The sequence below is a fragment of the Streptococcus orisasini genome (assembly GCF_001431045.1).
GTDB classification, from domain to species: domain Bacteria; phylum Bacillota; class Bacilli; order Lactobacillales; family Streptococcaceae; genus Streptococcus; species Streptococcus orisasini.
Genome location: NZ_BCLE01000017.1, coordinates 25810 through 45408 on the forward strand (window position 1 = coordinate 25810; position 19599 = coordinate 45408).

22 protein-coding genes are annotated in these 19599 nt (G+C 40.3%); all 22 read left to right on the forward strand.

The genetic code is table 11. From position 1 onward, the window contains the following. Positions 1–111: 111 nt before the first annotated feature. The 22 genes from SCSH_RS03115 to SCSH_RS03220 all read left to right on the forward strand — a co-directional run bounded on the left by SCSH_RS03115 (position 112) and on the right by SCSH_RS03220 (position 19470). Positions 112–1206: a cystathionine gamma-synthase gene (locus SCSH_RS03115; RefSeq protein WP_057490439.1), complete on the forward strand. Its 1095-nt coding sequence runs from the start codon at positions 112–114 to the stop codon at positions 1204–1206. 15 nt (positions 1207–1221) lie between these two features. Then, the gene (locus tag SCSH_RS03120) at positions 1222–2382 is read left to right on the forward strand and encodes a MalY/PatB family protein (RefSeq protein ID WP_057490440.1); all 1161 of its coding nucleotides are present in this window, start codon (positions 1222–1224) and stop codon (positions 2380–2382) included. Positions 2383–2838: 456 nt separating this feature from the next. Next, on the forward strand, positions 2839–3468 hold the full coding sequence (upp, locus tag SCSH_RS03125) for a uracil phosphoribosyltransferase (RefSeq protein ID WP_057490441.1): 630 nt from the start codon (positions 2839–2841) through the stop codon (positions 3466–3468). 186 nt (positions 3469–3654) lie between these two features. Next, the gene (gene clpP, locus SCSH_RS03130) at positions 3655–4245 is read left to right on the forward strand and encodes an ATP-dependent Clp protease proteolytic subunit ClpP (RefSeq protein WP_057490442.1); all 591 of its coding nucleotides are present in this window, start codon (positions 3655–3657) and stop codon (positions 4243–4245) included. A gap of 184 nt (positions 4246–4429) precedes the next feature. After that, a complete protein-coding gene (locus tag SCSH_RS03135; RefSeq protein WP_057490487.1) occupies positions 4430–4870 on the forward strand; it encodes a YlbF/YmcA family competence regulator in 441 nt (146 codons plus the stop codon). 4 nt (positions 4871–4874) lie between these two features. Further along, a complete protein-coding gene (locus SCSH_RS03140; protein ID WP_057490443.1) occupies positions 4875–5123 on the forward strand; it encodes a DUF2129 domain-containing protein in 249 nt (82 codons plus the stop codon). Between the two features lie 100 nt (positions 5124–5223). After that, entirely contained in the window at positions 5224–6396 is a 1173-nt protein-coding gene (locus tag SCSH_RS03145; RefSeq protein WP_057490444.1) for an ABC transporter substrate-binding protein, read from the forward strand. Positions 6397–6478: 82 nt separating this feature from the next. Then, positions 6479–7348, forward strand: a complete 870-nt coding sequence (locus SCSH_RS03150) for a branched-chain amino acid ABC transporter permease (protein ID WP_057490445.1) — start codon at positions 6479–6481, stop codon at positions 7346–7348. 3 nt (positions 7349–7351) lie between these two features. Next, complete coding sequence (locus SCSH_RS03155; RefSeq protein WP_057490446.1) at positions 7352–8308, forward strand: branched-chain amino acid ABC transporter permease; 957 nt, start codon at positions 7352–7354, stop codon at positions 8306–8308. Continuing rightward, entirely contained in the window at positions 8308–9072 is a 765-nt protein-coding gene (locus SCSH_RS03160; protein ID WP_057490447.1) for an ABC transporter ATP-binding protein, read from the forward strand. The genes SCSH_RS03155 and SCSH_RS03160 overlap by 1 nt, the downstream gene beginning before the upstream one ends. Then, a complete protein-coding gene (locus tag SCSH_RS03165) occupies positions 9072–9782 on the forward strand; it encodes an ABC transporter ATP-binding protein (protein WP_057490448.1) in 711 nt (236 codons plus the stop codon). The genes SCSH_RS03160 and SCSH_RS03165 overlap by 1 nt, the downstream gene beginning before the upstream one ends. Positions 9783–9897: 115 nt before the next feature. Continuing rightward, positions 9898–10557 carry a CBS domain-containing protein gene (locus SCSH_RS03170; protein ID WP_057490488.1) on the forward strand — a complete coding sequence of 220 codons (660 nt, stop codon included), beginning with the start codon at positions 9898–9900 and terminating at the stop codon, positions 10555–10557. A gap of 85 nt (positions 10558–10642) precedes the next feature. Further along, positions 10643–11281 (forward strand): dTMP kinase, encoded by a 639-nt coding sequence (gene tmk / locus SCSH_RS03175; protein ID WP_057490449.1) that lies wholly within the window; start codon positions 10643–10645, stop codon positions 11279–11281. A gap of 13 nt (positions 11282–11294) precedes the next feature. Further along, positions 11295–12170 (forward strand): DNA polymerase III subunit delta', encoded by an 876-nt coding sequence (locus SCSH_RS03180; protein ID WP_057490450.1) that lies wholly within the window; start codon positions 11295–11297, stop codon positions 12168–12170. Next, positions 12167–12973 carry a PSP1 domain-containing protein gene (locus SCSH_RS03185; protein ID WP_057490451.1) on the forward strand — a complete coding sequence of 269 codons (807 nt, stop codon included), beginning with the start codon at positions 12167–12169 and terminating at the stop codon, positions 12971–12973. The genes SCSH_RS03180 and SCSH_RS03185 overlap by 4 nt, the downstream gene beginning before the upstream one ends. Then, positions 12966–13298 (forward strand): DNA replication initiation control protein YabA, encoded by a 333-nt coding sequence (gene yabA / locus SCSH_RS03190; RefSeq protein WP_057490452.1) that lies wholly within the window; start codon positions 12966–12968, stop codon positions 13296–13298. The genes SCSH_RS03185 and yabA overlap by 8 nt, the downstream gene beginning before the upstream one ends. A gap of 5 nt (positions 13299–13303) precedes the next feature. Then, the gene (gene rsmI / locus SCSH_RS03195; RefSeq protein ID WP_057490453.1) at positions 13304–14170 is read left to right on the forward strand and encodes a 16S rRNA (cytidine(1402)-2'-O)-methyltransferase; all 867 of its coding nucleotides are present in this window, start codon (positions 13304–13306) and stop codon (positions 14168–14170) included. A gap of 443 nt (positions 14171–14613) precedes the next feature. After that, the gene (locus SCSH_RS03200) at positions 14614–15849 is read left to right on the forward strand and encodes an ammonium transporter (protein WP_057490454.1); all 1236 of its coding nucleotides are present in this window, start codon (positions 14614–14616) and stop codon (positions 15847–15849) included. A gap of 18 nt (positions 15850–15867) precedes the next feature. Next, positions 15868–16209 (forward strand): P-II family nitrogen regulator, encoded by a 342-nt coding sequence (locus SCSH_RS03205; protein WP_057490455.1) that lies wholly within the window; start codon positions 15868–15870, stop codon positions 16207–16209. A gap of 242 nt (positions 16210–16451) precedes the next feature. Next, a complete protein-coding gene (serC, locus tag SCSH_RS03210; RefSeq protein ID WP_057490456.1) occupies positions 16452–17543 on the forward strand; it encodes a 3-phosphoserine/phosphohydroxythreonine transaminase in 1092 nt (363 codons plus the stop codon). A gap of 109 nt (positions 17544–17652) precedes the next feature. Further along, entirely contained in the window at positions 17653–18183 is a 531-nt protein-coding gene (locus SCSH_RS03215; protein WP_057490457.1) for a GNAT family N-acetyltransferase, read from the forward strand. A 93-nt stretch (positions 18184–18276) separates the two neighbouring features. Further along, positions 18277–19470, forward strand: coding sequence for a phosphoglycerate dehydrogenase (locus SCSH_RS03220; protein ID WP_057490458.1), 1194 nt, complete (start codon positions 18277–18279; stop codon positions 19468–19470). Positions 19471–19599 lie beyond the last annotated feature (129 nt).

Consider the following 19599-nt stretch of genomic DNA (forward strand, 5'->3'; position numbering starts at 1 on the left):
TAGATATAGTTATTTCTTATAACTAAGTATTAAGAAATAGAATGTGAGAAAAGCCGCTGTAATAAGGAATAAGTGGTAAAATAGACTCATTAGATTTGAAAGGCAGAAACTATGACAGAAGATTATCATTTAGAGACGATTTTAGCCCATGCAGGCATTAATACAGATAAAACAACAGGAGCCTTGATTGCTCCTCTTCATTTTTCAACGACTTACCAGCATCCTGAATTTGGCCAATCTACTGGATTTGATTACACACGGACTAAAAATCCTACCCGTGCGATTTTAGAAGAAACGCTGGCCAAGATTGAAAAGGCTGACCATGCTCTTGTGACAGCATCTGGTATGGCAGCTTTGGTGCTGCTTTTTAATGGTTTTCCTATCGGCAGCAGAATTGTTGCTGCACGTGATTTGTATGGTGGTTCCTTCCGCTGGTTTAATGAGCAGGAAGCAAATGGCCGATTTTCTTTTACCTACACCAATACAGAAGATGAGATGCTTGCTGCCATTTCAGATGAAACGGACTATGTTTATATCGAAACACCAACCAATCCGCTGATGATTGAATTTGACATCAAAAAGATTGCTCAGACAGCGCATAATCATGGGGCTAAGGTTATTGTTGATAATACTTTCTACAGTCCTGTCTATCAAAATCCTATTACTTTAGGTGCCGATGTTGTCCTGCATTCAGCAACGAAGTATCTGTCGGGGCACAATGATGTTTTGGCTGGTGTTTTAATGACCAGTGATCAAGATATCTATGATAAGTTATTTTATGATCAAAATACCACAGGTCCGACGCTATCGCCTTTTGATGCCTATTTATTGATGCGCGGTCTCAAAACACTAAAACTGCGTATGGAAAAATCAACACAAAATGCCAAAGAAGTCGTTGCTTATTTAGAAAAATCGCCTGCTGTTAAAGAGGTGCTCTATACTGGTAAAGGCGGCATGATTTCTTTTAAGGTACTTGACGAAAATAAGATTCCCCAAATTCTTAATGGTTTGCAAGTTTTCACTTTTGCCGAAAGTTTGGGAGGCGTTGAAAGTCTGATCACTTATCCTGCGACTCAAACACATTTGGATATACCAGCAGAAGTCCGTCATTCTTATGGTCTGACAGATGACTTGCTGCGGTTGTCAATTGGAATTGAGGACGCAGAAGACTTAATCAATGATTTAAAAACAGTTTTGGAAGCCTAGGAAAAGGAGACGAAAATGAGTCAATTTGATTTTACAACATTGCCGGATCGTCTTAAAACGCATTCGGTAAAATGGAAGGAAGTCCAAAAGGACAAAGAGCTGCTGCCGTTATGGGTGGCAGATATGGATTTCTTAGCTTTTCCAGAAATGCAGGCTGCTATTCAGCGCTATAGTGATTTTGGAGTTTACGGCTATTCTTATGCTTGGGATGGTGTACTTGAAGCTATTCAAGATTGGGAAAAAAATGAGCATGACTACCAAGTAGATAAGGAAACCATTGTCCTTATCGAAGGAGTCGTCCCTGCTATATCAGTAGCCATTCAGACCTTCACTAAAGAAGGAGATGCGGTCTTGATTAACACTCCGGTCTATCCGCCCTTTGCTCGCTCTGTCAAACTCAATAACCGCCGATTGATTGAAAATTCTTTGGTGGAAAGAAATGGCCATTTTGAAATTGACTTTAGTCAATTAGAAAAAGACATGGTAGAAAATCAGGTCAAGCTTTATGTCTTTTGCAGTCCTCATAATCCTGGGGGGCGGGTCTGGACAACTGAGGAATTGCAAAAAGTAGGCGAGCTCTGTCAGAAGCACGGCATCATTCTAGTCTCAGATGAGATTCATCAGGATTTAGCCCTGTTTGATCATAAACATCACAGTATCAATACTGTCGGTGATTTCGGCCAGTTCAGTTTGGTTCTCTCCAGTGCGACTAAAACCTTTAATGTTGCCGGAACTAAAAATAGTTTTGCGATCATTGAAAATCCAGCCTTGCGAGCTCAATTCAAAAAAAGGCAATTAGCCAATAATCAACATGAAGTACCGACTATCGGCCTTATAACAACAGAAGCTGCCTTTCGTTATGGTAAACCTTGGCTGACGGAATTAAAGGGGCTTCTGGAAAAACACTGCGATTTCCTAGTAAACTATCTAGAGCAGCATACTAAGATTAAGGTCATGAAACCAGAAGGAACCTACCTCGTATGGTTGGATTTCTCAGCCTATAATTTGTCAGACGAGGAGCTTCATAAAAAAATCAAAGAAGAAGCCAAGTTGATTCTCAATGTCGGCTCGACCTTCGGTAAAGAAGGCCTAGGCCATGCCCGCCTCAATCTCGCCACTCCTACACCAATCCTACAGGAAGCCTGTGAACGATTAGCTAAGGTTTTTGCAAAATAAGGACTGTTAAGTAGATTAAAAGTACTGACTCCCTCTTTTCAGCAGATGTAGAAAGAAGTCCACTTTAATAACTTCGACAGCATTTTCTTTTGGAATATGAATATTACTTGTTCTAAGTATAAGGTGTATTATTGAATTTGTTAAAAATATCAGCACAAATTTTAGAAAAGGTGATGTTGGTCCATGCACGTAATTCGGTTTATTTTGGTTTTGCTTGTTCTTTGTGTACTGGCACTTATTTCTTACCGCAGTAAAAAGATTATCATTTCATTTATATGTGTCTTCGCTTTGCTTGCCTTATTTGCTTATTATCTCTTGCATTAGTAAAAGCAAAGGTATTTTCAAACTTTAAGTTCTTATCCATGGAGGCAATCTCAAAAAAGCCCGCTGACTTTTTACGAAAGTCAGCGGGTTTTATGTTATAATAAAGGGGAATAAATAGAAGGCGGTTTTCCTATGGGTAAATTTCAAGTTATTTCGCATCCACTGATTCAGCATAAACTCTCTATTTTACGTCGTGAAGATACGTCAACCAAGCATTTTCGTGAATTGGTAAATGAGATTGCCATGCTTATGGGCTACGAAGTTTCTCGCGAATTACCACTGGAAGAAGTGGAAATTGAAACACCGATTACAAAGACAGTTCAAAAGCAGCTGACAGGTAAAAAGCTAGCTATTGTTCCGATTTTGCGGGCTGGCATTGGCATGGTTGATGGTCTTTTGAGCTTGGTTCCAGCAGCCAAGGTTGGTCATATTGGTATGTATCGTGATGAAGAGACTTTAGAACCAGTGGAATATTTGGTCAAGCTTCCAGAAGATATTGATCAGCGTCAGATTTTTGTCGTAGATCCTATGCTTGCGACCGGCGGTTCGGCAGTGTTGGCTATTGATTCTCTGAAAAAACGCGGGGCAGCCAACATCAAGTTCGTTTCCCTTGTCTCAGCTCCTGAAGGTGTTAAGAGACTGCAGGAAGCACATCCGGATATTGACATCTATACAGCTGCTCTAGATGAAAAATTAAATGAAAAGGGCTATATTGTTCCTGGCCTTGGTGATGCAGGAGATCGTCTCTTTGGAACGAAGTAACAATTATTGACAAACTAAAACAGTAAGGAAAATCACTACCTTGCTGTTTTTGCATTAATTTATGCAATGGGGTTGTTAGAAGTATTGAAGGCAGAAAAATTTTTGAAAAACAAAGTAAATATTTGACCTTTTTTGACCAATGAGATATAATAACTCCAAGATTGAATTAAAAGGAGAAATACACTTATGATTCCTGTAGTTATTGAACAAACAAGCCGTGGTGAACGCTCTTATGACATTTATTCACGTCTTTTAAAAGATCGTATTATTATGCTGACTGGTCCGGTAGAAGACAATATGGCTAATTCCATCATCGCTCAGCTACTCTTCCTAGATGCGCAAGACAATACAAAAGATATCTATCTTTACATTAATACACCAGGTGGTTCTGTTTCAGCAGGTCTTGCTATTGTTGATACCATGAATTTCATCAAATCAGATGTCCAAACGATTGTTATGGGAATAGCAGCATCAATGGGAACCATCATTGCGTCCAGCGGCACCAAGGGTAAACGGTTTATGCTGCCAAATGCTGAATATCTGATTCACCAGCCAATGGGCGGAACCGGCGGTGGTACACAGCAGACAGATATGGCTATTGCGGCTGAGCAGCTCCTTAAAACACGTAAGAAATTGGAAAAAATCCTGTCAGATAATTCCGGTAAAACAGTTAAACAAATTCACAAAGATGCTGAACGTGACTACTGGATGGATGCTAAAGAAACCCTTAAATATGGGTTCATTGATGAAATCATGGAAAACAATGAATTAAAATAACTTAGGCTTAATTATTCTGATATCTAAGTCAATTGTGCAAAACCAAGTTAAGCACTTCAATTATAAGAAAGCAAAGGAGAATCAAAGATGTTTATGGTTCTCCTTTTTTGTGAGAAACCGAGCGGGAGTGAGTAAATTTTTCAAGAAAAAAGACGGGACCAGCATTTTTTGCTATAATGACATTATGTTAAAAATTGATGATCAGCTCTTGGCTATAGATGATGCTCTGGATACTCTTGCAGCTGCTTTTTTAGAGCTTGAAAGGGTTAAAGTCTATAAAGCAGCTAAAGAAATTTTTTTGGCAGATGAAGAGCTGCAGCAGAAAATCAGCGATTTTCAGCTTTTAAAAGAAGACTATGACAGGCAAAAAGCTTTTGGGAAATACCGTCCGGAAGTGGCTCAGTTAAGAAAAAAGGTCGTGTCCCAAAAGCGTCAGCTGGATTTAAATGACAAGGTTGTTGCTTTGAGAAGAGCCGAGGTGGATTTACAGGCTATTTTGGCTGAGATTTCCCAAAAAATAGCAGCAGCAGTTTCACCAGATATTTTTGTAGATACAGGACTGCCCTTGGCTCCTCATAAACCTCCTCATAAAAAGGGCCGCGGTAATAATATTAAAGAAGGATGAGAAAATGTTTGAAAAGACTAAACGCTTAGGCATTATTGTTTATCTTTATTACAATCGTGATGCCAGAAAGATAAGCAAATACGGTAAAGTGCTCTATCACTCGCATCGGATGCGTTATTTGCTTATTTATGTAGAGCAAGCAGATGCTGATGCCATCATAGAAGAGCTTCAAGCCCTTAAGTTTGTAAAAAAAGTTGTCCCTTCCTATCTGGATGATATTGATCAGGATTTTGTGGGCAGCTTGCTGCGATAGACAGGCTTCTTTAAAAAATAAGAAAATGTGCTTGACAATTTTCAGATAATTCAGTATTCTTATTGATGACTATAATTAAGCTAAATTTAAGGAGAAAACAATGAAGAAAAAAATGGCATTAGCCGCTCTTTCTTTTGTCAGTGCAGCTGTTCTTGCAGCTTGTGGTTCTGCACCAGGCAGCTCATCAAATGCTTCCGGCAATAAAATCGGAGATACAATAAAAATTGGCTACAACCTTGAACTATCAGGTGATGTAGCAGCTTACGGACAGGCTGAAAAACAAGGTGCTGACCTTGCTGTTGAAGAAATCAACAAAGCAGGCGGTATTGATGGTAAAAAACTTAAGGTTGTCTCCAAAGATAATAAATCTGATAATGGTGAGGCTGCAACGATTTCCACAAATCTTGCTACTCAAAGTAAAGTTAACGCTATCTTGGGTCCAGCAACATCTGGTGCGACAGCAGCAGCTAGCCCAAATGCTAATGATGCAGCAGTACCGCTGGTAACACCATCAGGAACACAGGATAATTTGACTTATTCAAAAGGCAAGGTTCAAGATTTCATTTTCCGTACAACTTTCCAAGACAGTTTCCAAGGAAAGATTATTTCTAAATATGCTACGGATACTTTGAAGGCTAAAAAAGTAGCTCTTTACTATGATAAATCAAGTGACTACGCTCAAGGTATTGCTGATTCATTCAAGAAAGCCTATAAAGGAAAGATTGTTATTGAAGATACTTTCCAAGCGAAAGACCAAGATTTCCAAGCAGCTCTTACAAAATTCAAAGGTAAAGATTTTGATGCTATTGTCATCCCAGGATACTACACTGAAACAGGCTTGATTACTAAGCAAGCTCGTGATTTGGGATTAAATCAAACAATTTTGGGACCTGACGGATTCAATGACGCTAAGTATGTTGAAGGTGCTGGTGCAGCTAATACAAACAATGTTTACTATGTATCTGGTTACTCAACAAAAGTTGATTTGACAAGCAAGGCTGAAAAATTCTTGAAAGCCTATAAAGCAAAATACGGAGAAGAACCTAACATGTTTGCTGCTCTTGCTTATGACTCAGTTTACATGATTGCTGATTCTGCTAAGGATGCAAAAACTTCAAAAGATATTGCTTCGAACCTTGCTAAAATGAAAGACTTTAAAGGTGTAACAGGTAAGATGACGATTGATAAGAAACACAATCCTGTTAAATCTGCTGTTATGGTTGGTCTTAAAGATGGTAAGGAATCTACAGCAACGGCTGTTGAAGCCAAATAAGGCTGGCTTAAGCCTAAAAATTAAAATCTGGGGAGCCATCTTCCCAGATATTATTTATTTATAGAAAGTTTGGTAAAATTATATGCTCCAACAACTTATAAATGGTCTTATTCTTGGGAGTGTTTATGCACTGTTAGCCCTAGGTTATACCATGGTTTATGGAATTATCAAGTTGATTAACTTTGCTCATGGGGATATTTACATGATGGGAGCCTTTATCGGTTATTTCCTTATCACTCAATATCATCTCAATTTCTTTGTGGCTCTTGTATTAACGATGGTTTTGACAGCTGTTCTGGGGGTTGTTATTGAATTTCTTGCTTACAGACCTTTGAGAAATTCAACGCGTATTGCCGCTTTGATTACAGCAATAGGTGTCTCTTTCTTCCTTGAATACGGTATGGTCCGTCTGGTCGGTGCCAACAAGCATGCTTTTCCGCAGACACTTGCAACAGTCAAGTATAATTTTGGGCCAATCAGTGTTACCAATGTACAGCTGATTATTCTGGGAGTTTCTATTTTCTTGATGTTGGCTCTGCAGTTTATCGTTCAAAAGACTAAGATGGGGAAAGCCATGCGGGCAGTATCTGTGGATAGCGATGCCGCACAATTGATGGGGATTAATGTAAATAGCACCATCAGTTTTACATTTGCTCTTGGCTCTGCACTTGCAGGTGCGGGCGGTGTTTTGATTGGGCTTTATTATAATTCTGTAGATCCTTTGATGGGTATGGTTCCTGGTATTAAAGCCTTTGTTGCTGCCGTTTTGGGCGGTATTGGCATTATTCCAGGGGCTGCTGTCGGCGGCTTTATGATCGGTCTTTTAGAAACATTCTCTGTATCTATTGGCTTGGCTAGTTATAGGGATGCCGTCGTTTACGCTGTTCTTATCATTATTCTTTTAGTAAGACCAGCTGGTATTTTAGGAAAAAATGTGAAAGAGAAGGTGTAAGCAATGAAAAAAAATCTAAAAGCAAATTTAAGCTGGCTTGCGCTGGTTCTTGTCATCTTTTTCCTTTTGTTCGGCCTTATTAGTGCTGGTATTATTGATGTTTATTATACCCAAATCCTGATGGGAATTGGAATCAGTATTATTATGGCCTTGGGAACCAATCTGGTTCTCGGTTTCTCCGGTCAGCTTTCTTTGGGACAGGCTGGATTTATGGCTATCGGAGCCTATGCTACAGCTATTTTAACGACTCAAATGCCAACCTACGCTGGTTTTTACCTGTCCATTTTCGTTGGTATGGTAGTGACGGCTATTGTGGCCTTGGTTGTTGGGATTCCAACGCTGCGCTTAAAAGGGGACTATTTAGCGATTGCAACCCTTGGTGTGGCCGAAATTATCCGCAAATTGATTGAAAACGGCGGTAATCTGACCAATGGTTCCAGAGGTATCATGGGCATCCTGAAATATACTACATGGCCGGTTGTCTTTATTTTCGTTGTTTTGATTACCATTTTGGTGCTTAATTATCTGAGAAGTCCGATTGGCCGTGAAGTCATTGCTGTCCGTGAAGATGAGATTGCAGCGGAATCTATGGGTGTCAATACGACTAAAATCAAGGTTTTGACCTTTATGTTTGCGGCTGTTATTTCAAGTATTGCCGGTTCACTTTATGTGGGTTATATCGGGACGGTTGCGCCAAAAGACTTTACAATCATGAAGTCAATTGATTTTCTTATTGTTGCCGTTCTTGGCGGTCTGGGTTCTGTCACAGGAACTGTTGTTGCTGCGATTGTGCTCGGTGTCTTAAATATGTTCCTGCAAAATGTATCAGATGTCCGTATGATTATTTATTCATTAGCACTTATTCTGGTAATGGTTTTCAGACCAGGTGGTCTGCTGGGAACATGGGAATTCAGTTTTTCAAAACTTTTTGCTAAAAAAGCTAAGGAGGGCGGCAAATAATGGCACTTCTTGATGTAAAAAATTTAACCAAGAATTTCGGCGGTCTGACTGCTGTTGGCGATGTTACTATGGAACTCAATGAAGGTGAGCTTGTTGGACTTATCGGTCCTAACGGTGCGGGAAAAACAACCCTCTTTAACCTTTTAACCGGCGTTTATGAACCCAGTGAAGGAAGCGTGGCCCTTGACGGAACACTTTTAAATGGCAAAGCGCCTTATAAGATTGCTTCTCTGGGTCTGTCACGTACCTTCCAAAATATCCGTCTATTTAAGGATATGACAGTAATTGAAAATGTACTGGTAGGGATGGGCAATGCTCGCAAGCCTCATCTGTTTTCAAGTTTTCTGCGTCTGCCTAAATATTATTCTAATGAAGAAGAATTGCAAAAAAGGGCAATTGAGCTGCTGAAGATTTTCAACTTGGACAAAGATGCTGATACCTTAGCTAAGAATCTCCCTTATGGGCAACAGCGTCGTTTGGAAATTGTACGTGCTCTTGCAACAGAACCTAAGATTCTCTTTCTTGATGAACCCGCTGCAGGGATGAATCCGCAGGAGACTGCTGAATTAACTGAGCTTATCCGTCAGATTAAAGAAGAATTTAAAATTACTATCATGCTGATTGAACATGATATGAGTTTGGTTATGGATGTTACCGAACGTATCTATGTTCTGGAGTACGGGCGTTTGATTGCGCACGGAACACCGCAAGAAATTAAAAATAATAAACGTGTTATTGAAGCTTATCTAGGAGGTGAAGCCTAATGACCATGTTGAAAGTTGAAAATCTGTCTGTTCATTACGGCGTCATCCAAGCGGTAAAAGACGTTACTTTTGAAGTTAATGAAGGAGAAGTTGTCTCTCTGATTGGGGCCAACGGTGCAGGGAAAACGTCTATTCTGCGGACGATTTCCGGACTTGTTCGTCCAAGCTCAGGGAAAATCGAATTTCTGGGGAATGAAATTCAAAAAACAGCTACCCGTAAGATTGTTTCTTCCGGTCTTTCTCAGGTTCCAGAAGGGCGTCATGTTTTTCCAGGGCTGACAGTGCTGGAAAATCTGGAAATGGGAGCCTTTCTCAGCAGCAACCGCGATGAAAATCAAGCACGTCTTAAAAGAGTGTTTGAGCGTTTTCCGCGTTTGGAAGAACGTAAGAATCAGGATGCAGCAACTCTGTCTGGTGGTGAGCAGCAAATGTTGGCTATGGGACGCGCTCTGATGAGTCAGCCCAAATTGCTCCTGCTTGATGAGCCTTCTATGGGTCTAGCGCCGATTTTTATTCAGGAAATTTTCGATATTATTCAAGATATTCAAAAGCAAGGAACAACTGTTCTTTTGATCGAGCAAAATGCCAATAAGGCATTGGCTATTGCGGATCGCGGATACGTCCTTGAAACAGGAAAAATTGTTCTTTCTGGGACTGGAGAAGAACTATTGGCTTCTGATGAGGTCCGCAAGGCTTATCTTGGTGGTTAAGCAGCAGAAGGGAGAGCTGATTTTTAGAGAGCTCTCCTTTTCTTTTATCAAGGTTAAGCTCTGTTAACAAGGCAATTATGATATAATAAAAGCAAAAAGAGAGTGAGGGTTTATGATGCCAGTAAAAGATTTTATGACTAAAAGAGTCGTTTATGTCTCTCCTGATACAACTGTGGCTAGGGCAACAGATATTATGCGCGAAAAAAATCTGCGTCGTCTGCCGGTAATTGAAAATGATGTCTTGGTGGGTCTTCTGACTGAAGGAACAATCGCTGAAGCCAATCCTTCAAAGGCAACCAGTCTTTCCATCTATGAAATGAACTACCTTCTGAACAAGACCAAGGTTCGTGATGTCATGATCAAAGATGTGATTACCGTTTCAAAAGATGCTCGGCTGGAAGATGCTATCTATCTTATGATGGTGCATAAAATCGGTGTTCTGCCGGTTGTTGATGGCAGCCAGATGTCTGGTATTATCACAGATAAGGACATTTTCCGCGCCTTTCTGGAAGTTTCAGGTTATGGCAAAGAAGGTGTTCGCCTAAGGCTTTTAGCTGATGATAAGGCGGGTGTTTTGGAGCAGGTTGTCAAGGTTATTTCTGATGATCAGCTCAATATTCGCCGTATTGTTGTTGCAGACCGTCAGATCGGCAAAGTCACGGTTGAAATTCAACTTGATGGTAAATTTGATACAGCTCTTCTTAGTCAGAAGCTGCATGGACAGGGCTTTGAAATTGAATCAATTGAAGAAACCGAAAGAAAAACAGACTTTTAAGAACGAGGCACTGCCTATAATCTGGCAGTGTCTTTTTTAGAATATTTTTGGTAAAATAGAACTAATCTTAAGAAAAGGAAATCTAATGGCAAAAGGAATTTTTATTTCGTTTGAAGGCCCGGATGGAGCTGGAAAAACAAGTGTTTTGCAGAAAATTCTGCCCAGCTTGAAACAAGGGTTTGGAAATGAGGTTCTCGTAACGCGTGAGCCGGGCGGAGTCAGTATTGCTGAAAGTATTCGAGATCTTATCCTCGATATTAAGCATACGAATATGGATGATAAAACAGAACTTCTGCTTTATATTGCCGCTCGCCGCCAGCACCTAGTTGAAAGAATTCTGCCAGCACTCGAAAAGGGAAGTCTTGTTTTGGCGGATCGTTTTATTGACAGTTCAGTAGCCTATCAAGGTTACGGCCGAGGTCTGGATACAGCAGCTGTGACTTGGTTGAATGATTTTGCGACAGATGGCCTTAAGCCTGATTTAACGCTTTATTTTGATGTTGATTCTGAAATTGGACTGGCCCGTATTGAACAAAATAAGGATCGGGAAGTCAATCGGCTTGATTTGGAAAAATTAGAGATGCACCAGCGTGTCCGCTCGGGCTATTTAAAGCTGGCTGCAGAACATCCTGATCGGATCGTGACTATTGATGCCAGCCGTCCGCTTGATGAAGTTGCGGCAGAGGCTCTTCTTATTATCCAGCAAAGATGCTTAAAAAATTAAAGTGAAAATTGGTATGGAATTAGAAAAACGACAGCCTAAAATTTTTCAAGAATTCAAACAAATTTTAAAAGCTGGTAGGCTGAGCCATGCCTATCTTTTTTCGGGGGATTTTGCCAGTTTTGAGATGGCAATTTTATTAGCTCAGAGCCGTTTTTGTGAAAATCCTGCAGATGGCCTTCCTTGTGGAAAATGCCGTTCCTGCCGCTTGATTGCAGCAAATGATTTTTCTGATGTTAAAGTGGTTGAGCCTGTTGGCCAATTTATTAAAACGGAAACGATCCGAACTCTCCTGCGGGAATTTTCCAGTTCGGGCTTTGAAGGCGAATCGCAGGTTTTTATTATCCGCGATGCAGATAAAATGCATGTCAACGCTGCCAACAGTCTGCTTAAATTTATTGAAGAACCACAAAGCGATTCCTACATTATTTTACTGACCCAAGATGAAAGCAGGATTCTGCCGACCATCAAAAGCCGTACTCAGATTTTTCATTTTCCCAAAAATATTTCCTATTTAATTAGCCGCTTAGAACAAGCAGGTCTGCTCAAAAATCAGGCTGAAGTTCTAGCTGACTTGGCTAAAGATTGGACACAGGCAGAAGACTTTGCTCAAAACAGCAGGGTCTTGGATTTGCTCAAGGCTTGTGAGCGTTTTGTGAGCTGCTTGTTTAAGAGTAAAGATCTTGCTTTTTTAGAAGCTGCGCGTCTTGCTCGATCAGCTATTGATAAATCTGAGCAGGAATGGGCCTTTCACATTTTGACCTTTCTTTTATCGAAAAGGTATGAGAAAAAAGAAGCTTTAAATTACTTAGAAGCCGTTTATCAGGCCAAAAGAATGTGGCTCAGTAATGTCAATTTCCAAAATGCATTAGAATATATGGTGATCAAATGATAGAAGTAATTGGTGTTAAATACGAAGAGACAGGCCGTATCAATTATGTGTTGCCTGATCAAACCTATCAGAAAGAAGATTTTCTTATTGTCAAAAAACAAAAGGGCAGCCATTTAGCACAGGTTGTTCAAGCAAATTTTGACATGCCAGCCAATAATCTGCCTGACATAGAGCAGATAGACAGGGCTGTGAGAAGGGCAGAAGCTGCTGATATTGAAACCTATCATGAAAATCTAAAACTGGCGGAAGACAGCTTTCCTAAAGTTAGAGAGCTTATTCAAAAAAACCAGCTTGAGATGAAGCTGATTGATATTGTCTTTCCTCTGGAGCGTCAGCAAGTGCTCATTACCTTTGTTGCAGAACACCGTGTTGATTTTAGGCAGCTTTTAAAAGATTTGGCCAGTCTTTTTAAGGCGCGTATTGAATTACGGCAAATCAACAGCCGTGAAGAAAGTAAAATATACGGCGGCCTGGGGCCTTGCGGTCGAGCTCTTTGCTGTTCCAGTTTTTTGGGAGAATTTCCGCCAGTATCGATTAAAATGGCTAAAAATCAAAATCTGTCTTTGAATTCCGGCAAAACCGCTGGCATTTGTGGCCGTCTCATGTGCTGTTTGAGTTTTGAAGATGATTTTTACAGAGCATCTAAGGAAAAATTTCCTGACTTGGGAACAAGTGTAGAAACTCAAAATGGTCAAGGTGTTATTGCAGGAATTGACGTGATTTCAGAAACGGTCAAGGTGCGTTTTGACGAAAATCCTGGCCTTTTGACCTATGCTTTAGAGGAGGTTAGGGTCAATGGATAAAAAAGATTTGTTTGATGCCTTTGATGGCTTTTCTCAAAATTTGATGGAAACCTTAGCCGAAGCTGAGGCCTTGAAAAAGCAGGTTCAGAATCTGGTAGAACAAAATGCTGTTTTACGTTTAGAAAATGATAAACTAAGAGATCGTCTTAGTCATTTCAGCCAGATGGAAGAAAACGAGTCTAACAGCAAGGCAGTCAATTCCAGAAAAGAAAACCTCGAAAAAATTTATGAAGATGGTTTTCATATCTGCACCTTCTTTTACGGTCAGCGCCGCGAAAACAAAGAAGAGTGTGCTTTTTGCATGGAATTATTGTACCGAGAGTAGAAGTGATGCAAGTACAAAAAAGTTTTAAAGATAAGACGGCTTATGGGACACTTTATTTAGTGCCGACTCCTATTGGCAACCTCAGTGATATGACATACAGAAGTGTTGAAACTCTGAAAACTGTTGATCTGATTGCGGCAGAGGATACCCGTAATACGGGGCTCTTGCTCAAACACTTTAATATTTCAACACGCCAGCTTAGTTTTCATGAACACAATGCCTTTGAAAAAATTCCTGATTTGATCAGCTGGCTAAAAGAAGGGAAATCCTTAGCGCAGGTTTCTGATGCAGGCATGCCCTCTATTTCTGATCCGGGACATGATTTGGTAAAGGCTGCTGTAGCCGAGAGCATTCCTGTGGTTGCTTTGCCTGGGGCTTCTGCCGGAATTACGGCGCTTATTGCCAGTGGCTTGGCTCCTCAACCGCATATTTTTTATGGTTTTTTACCGCGCAAATCTGGTCAGCAAAGGTCCTTTTTTGAGGAGAAAAAATATTATCCGGAGACCCAGATTTTCTATGAATCGCCTTATCGTGTCAAAGATACACTGACCAATATGTTGGCTATCTACGGCGACAGACAGGCGGTCCTAGTTAGAGAATTAACTAAACTTTATGAAGAGTATCAAAGAGGCCATCTGACAGAGCTTTTAGCCTATATTGTTGAAAATCCTCCCAAAGGTGAATGTCTTTTTATTGTCTCAGGTTATGAAGAAAAAGAGCAATCAAAGGAGTTGTCTGAACAAGAACTCCTTAGACAAGTACAGCACTTAATAGATCAGGGGTCAAAACCGAATCAGGCTATCAAAAAGGTAGCTAAAGATAATGGTTTTAATCGTCAGGAACTCTATCAGCTCTATCATGAATTGTACTGAGGACAAGTGCTTAGAAGTGCAGATAAACTTATCAAACAGAAAGAAAATTTAAGAACTCTTAGAATTGTTGTTGTATCAGCATTTCTAAGAGTTTTTATTTTGACTCATGTAGAAATAATAGTTTTCTACTCTTCAAAAATCAAAACTATAGGTCGTTGCCTTCGCTTTGCCTTACCCTGGGACAGTCTGTAGCTCATCGCCTAGTTTATTTTTGATTTTTATTGAATATTGGTTAACAGTGTTAAGAAATATAACATACCATGAATGATGGTTGTTTGCTTTTGCAAATAAAGGAGATAGCCTATAAAATCAAATAAAGTAGCATTTTATAAATAACAAAGAATGTTATATTTTTTGAATTTTTAGAAAATTTTACCAAAAAATCTTTTGTTTCCTTGAAAATTATGTTATATTACATAACATAAAAGGAGGTGCTGATCGAAATGAATTCAGGATCAATAGCATTTATTATGATTTGTTCTGCCCTTGTTTTTTTAATGACACCAGGTCTGGCCTTTTTCTATGGGGGTCTGGGGCGCCGCAAAAATGTCATCAATACCATGATGATGGCGGTTGTGCCGCTTGCCTTGGCTTCGCTGCTGTGGGTCGTTGTGGGTTATTCTTTATCTTTTAGCGGTGCTGGAAAAATAATTGGTGATTTTTCACATGTCTTTTTAAATGGGGTAAAAGAAGGGACAAGCAGCAGAGGTTTAGAGATACCGGATATCTTATTTAGCGGTTTTCAGATGATGTTTTCGATTATTACCGTGGGTATTTTAACAGGCGCTGTTGCAGGTAGAATGCGTTTTACTCCCCTAGTCATTTTTATTATCTTTTGGCTGCTTTTCGTTTATTATCCTTTTGCACACATGGTTTGGGATGATGGACTGCTGGCCAAATGGGGGACACTTGATTTTGCTGGCGGTGATGTTGTTCATATCACATCAGGAGTTTCAGGTCTGGTATTAGCTTTAGTTGTTGGTAAACGCCGTGACTATGATCGCTTGGAATACCGGCCGCATAATATTCCTTTTGTTCTTTTGGGAGCAGGTTTACTGTGGTTTGGCTGGTTTGGTTTTAATGCAGGATCTGCTTTAGCTGCTGATGATTTGGCCGTTCATGCTCTGATGACGACTCATATTTCAGCTGCGGCAGCGATGTTTTCATGGCTGGCACTTGAAAAATATTTAAATGGCAAGCCTTCCTTAGTAGGCGGCTCAACCGGTTTAGTAGCAGGCTTGGTTGCTATTACGCCGGGAGCGGGTTTTGTGTCGCTATGGAGTTCCCTATTAATAGGACTTATGGTCAGTCCTGTGTGTTACTTTGCCATTGCTGTTTTGAAAAGTAAATTTGGTTATGACGATGCTCTAGATGCCTTTGGCTGTCATGGTCTTGGCGGTATTTTCGGAGGTATTGTGACAGGACTTTTTACCATGCCTCATTTAGCCTTGGATAAATCCAATATTGGTCTTATTTACGGTAATGCCAGATTGCTTCTGGTTACTCTGGCAGCCATCCTTGTTACGGTTGCTTGGTCAGCTTTGATGACTTTTATCATCATAAAAGTTCTTGCTCTTTTCATGCCAATTCGTGTCAGCGACAGGGCGGAAGCAACCGGACTTGACGATGAAGAGCACGGTGAAACGGCTTATCCAACCTTTATGGGACTTGATTCATAGAGAAAGGAAAAAATTATCATGAAAAAAGTAGAAGCGATTATTAGGTCTGATAAATTAGAAGATTTAAAAGCAGCCTTGGTTCAGTCCGGTTTCAGCAAAGGCATGACGATCAGTCAGGTTTTAGGATTCGGAAATCAGCGAGGGTATACGGAGTATGTCCGCGGTCAAAAAATTACCCCGACACTCCTGGCTAAAGTGAAAGTTGAGATTGTTGTTCACGATGCAGCAGTCGAAGAAATGATTGCGACCATTATTAAGGCGGTAAGAACTGGGGAAGTTGGTGATGGCAAAATTTTTGTCAGTCCGATTGATGAAATTGTCAGAATCCGTACAGGAGAGCGTGACGGCGACGCTATTTAAATTTAGTTGAACGGTTTGGTTAATATGTAAAACTATCTTCAAACTTTAAGAGTGCATTGCAAAAGGTTAGTCAACAGCTAATGTTTTGAAATGCACTTATTTTATGAAGATTTTAGCTTTCCTTCTTTCTGAAAAAAACGGCTTTTTGATAAGTTAGTTTTAAAAAATTGCTTTAAAGTAAAATCTATTTACAAAATTCTGAAAATTTGTGATATAATTTACTTACTTTAAGGAGGTATCAGATGACAATTTATAATTTCTCTGCAGGTCCTGCAGTCTTGCCAAAACCTGTTCTTGAAAAAGCGCAGGCTGAATTCCTAGATTACAACCATTCTGGCATGAGTGTTATGGAACTATCCCACCGCTCCAAAGAATTTGATGACATTATTAAAGATGCTGAAAAATTACTCCGTGAATTAATGGCTATTCCTGATAATTACAAGGTGCTCTTTTTGCAAGGCGGAGCCTCGACTCAATTTTCGATGCTGCCATTAAACCTTGCCAAGGGCCGTAAAGCTTATTATGTGGTAGCCGGTTCATGGGGAAAGAAAGCTTATACAGAAGCTGTGAAATTGTCCAAAACGATTCCTTTTGAGCCAGTTCTTTTGGCTTCATCAGAAGATACGGTCTATGACCATATCCCAGAAATTGACAGCCAGCAAATTGATAAAGATGCGGCTTACGTACATATTACTACCAATAATACCATTGAAGGAACAGCCATTTATGATCTTCCTGAGACTAATGGTGTTCCAATCGTGGCTGATATGTCTTCCAATATTTTAGCGGTTCGCTACAATGTCGCTGACTTTGGTTTGATTTATGCTGGAGCCCAAAAAAATATTGGTCCTGCCGGTGTTACTATTGTGATTGTCCGTGACGATTTGCTAAATGACGAGCCAGTGCTTTCAAGCATGCTGGATTACCGCATTCAGGCCGATGCCGGTTCACTTTACAATACACCGCCAACTTACGGCATTTATATTGCTAAATTAGTCTTTGAATGGGTCAAAGAATTAGGCGGCGTTGATGCCATGGAAAAGATAAACCGCGAAAAGTCTGGGCTGCTCTACGACTTTATTGAACAATCTGACTTCTACAGCAGTCCTGTCAAAACTCCTAAAGATCGCTCTGTGGCTAACATTCCTTTTGTGACTCCAAGTAAGGACTTGGATGCTGAATTTGTTGCTCAGGCCGATGCCCTAGGTTTCAAAAATATCAAGGGACACCGCAGTGTTGGAGGCATGCGTGCCAGCCTTTACAATGCCTTTCCGTGTCAAGGTGTGCTGGATTTGCTGGAATTTATGAAAAAATTTGAAGAGGAAAACAAGTAATACTCAAGCAGGTTTTTGGGATTAAAAACAAAAAGCAATTGCCTGGTATTATTGAAATTCAAAAACTGAAAGATAGGGAAGGCGCAGCCTTCAAACAGTAGGTAGAAAAATGGACATTAGATTAGCTTTTCCAAATGAAATAGACCGTATTATGTCTATTATTGATGAAGCTAGAGAGAAAATGGCTTCTTACGGAAGCGACCAGTGGCAGGGTGACTACCCTAATCAAGAGCTTATTTTTGAAGATATTTTAGAAGGGCGCGGCTATGTTGCCCTTGCTGAAGGGGAGATTGCGGCTTATGCGGCAGTTATTGATGGACATGAGGCTGCTTATGACCAGATTTATGAAGGTGAATGGAAGCATAAAAACCATCGCTATGTAACCTTCCATCGAGTTGCTGTAGCTAATGCTTATCAGGGGCAGCAAGTTGCTCAGACCTTTCTTCAAGGCTTGATTGAAGGCTATGCAGGACATGATTTTCGCTGCGATACCCATGAAAAGAATAAGGCCATGCAGCATATTTTGGAAAAATTGGGCTTTGTCTACTGCGGAAAAGTTCCCCTAAACGGTGTTAGGCTGGCCTATCAAAAAATAAAAACCAAAAGTGAAAACAGCCTCTATCAAGAAATTGAGGAATAAGTCAGATGAACTTTTGAACTGCTTGGTCAATCGGGCAGTGTCAGATTATAGCAGAAAAGGAGACGCCAAGGATTTCCCAAGGCATGAACAAGTATGGTATTTAGTGTAAGAACATTTAATAATATTAATCAAATCGGATTAAAAGAATTAGGCAATGGTTTCCAGATTGATGGTGATTTGAAAGACAATCCGGATGCCTATATTATTCGGAGTGAAAATCTTCATAAGGCTGATTTTCCTGAAAATTTAAAGGCCATTGCCCGTGCAGGTGCAGGAACCAATAATATTCCAATCGACGAGGCTACTGCCAAAGGGATTGTTGTCTTTAATACACCCGGTGCCAATGCCAATGCGGTTAAAGAAGCTGTCATTGCATCTATTTTGCTGGCAGCGCGTGATTATATCTCTGCTAACCGTTGGGTGAATACCTTGTCAGGAGATGATGTTCCTAAGCAGGTTGAAGCAGGGAAAAAGCAATTCGCCGGAACAGAAATTGCCGGAAAAACCTTGGGAGTTATCGGCCTTGGTGCCATCGGTGCCCGTATTGCTAACGATGCCCGTCGTCTGGGTATGAATGTACTGGGTTACGACCCTTATGTATCTATCGAGGCTGCTTGGAATATTTCCAGCCATGTCAAACGTGTCAATGATTTGAAAGAAATCTTTGAAAACTCAGATTACATTACTGTCCATGTTCCTTTGACAGAGGATACCAAGGATACCTTCAATGCAGACAGTTTTGGTCTGATGAAAAAAGGTACGGTTGTTATTAATTTTGCCCGCGGTGAATTGGTAGATAATGAAGCCCTGTTTGATGCGATTGAAACGGGTGTTGTCAGACACTACTTTACCGATTTTGGAAGCGAAGAATTACTCAATAAAGAAGGAATAACAGTCTTTCCGCATGTTGGCGGCTCTACCGCAGAAGCTGAGCTGAACTGTGCTATTATGGCCGGACAAACCATCCGTCGTTTCATGGAAACCGGTGAGATCACCAATTCGGTCAACTTCCCTAACATGCACCAAGCCTTGACAGCGCCTTATCGGATTACCTTAATCAATAAAAATGTTCCTAACATTGTAGCGCGCCTGTCAACTGCCGTTTCTGATTTGGATATTAATATTGATAATATTCTGAATCGCTCAAGAGGAGAATATGCTTATACGATTCTTGACCTTGATGAAACGGATAAAGGAAAAATTGATGAGCTGGTGGCTAATTTTGAAGCCAGCGACAACATTGTCCGCGTCCGCCTGATTAAGGGAAAGATCAAGTCGTCCAAATAATCGGCTGAAAATGAGGGTGATGATTAGCTCGATTATGGGCTAACATCACCTTTTTCTATAACTGTTTGACCTCGGATAAAAGCAGTAAAGTTATTATTTGCTGTTTCACTGAACGTTTTCGTTAAAACT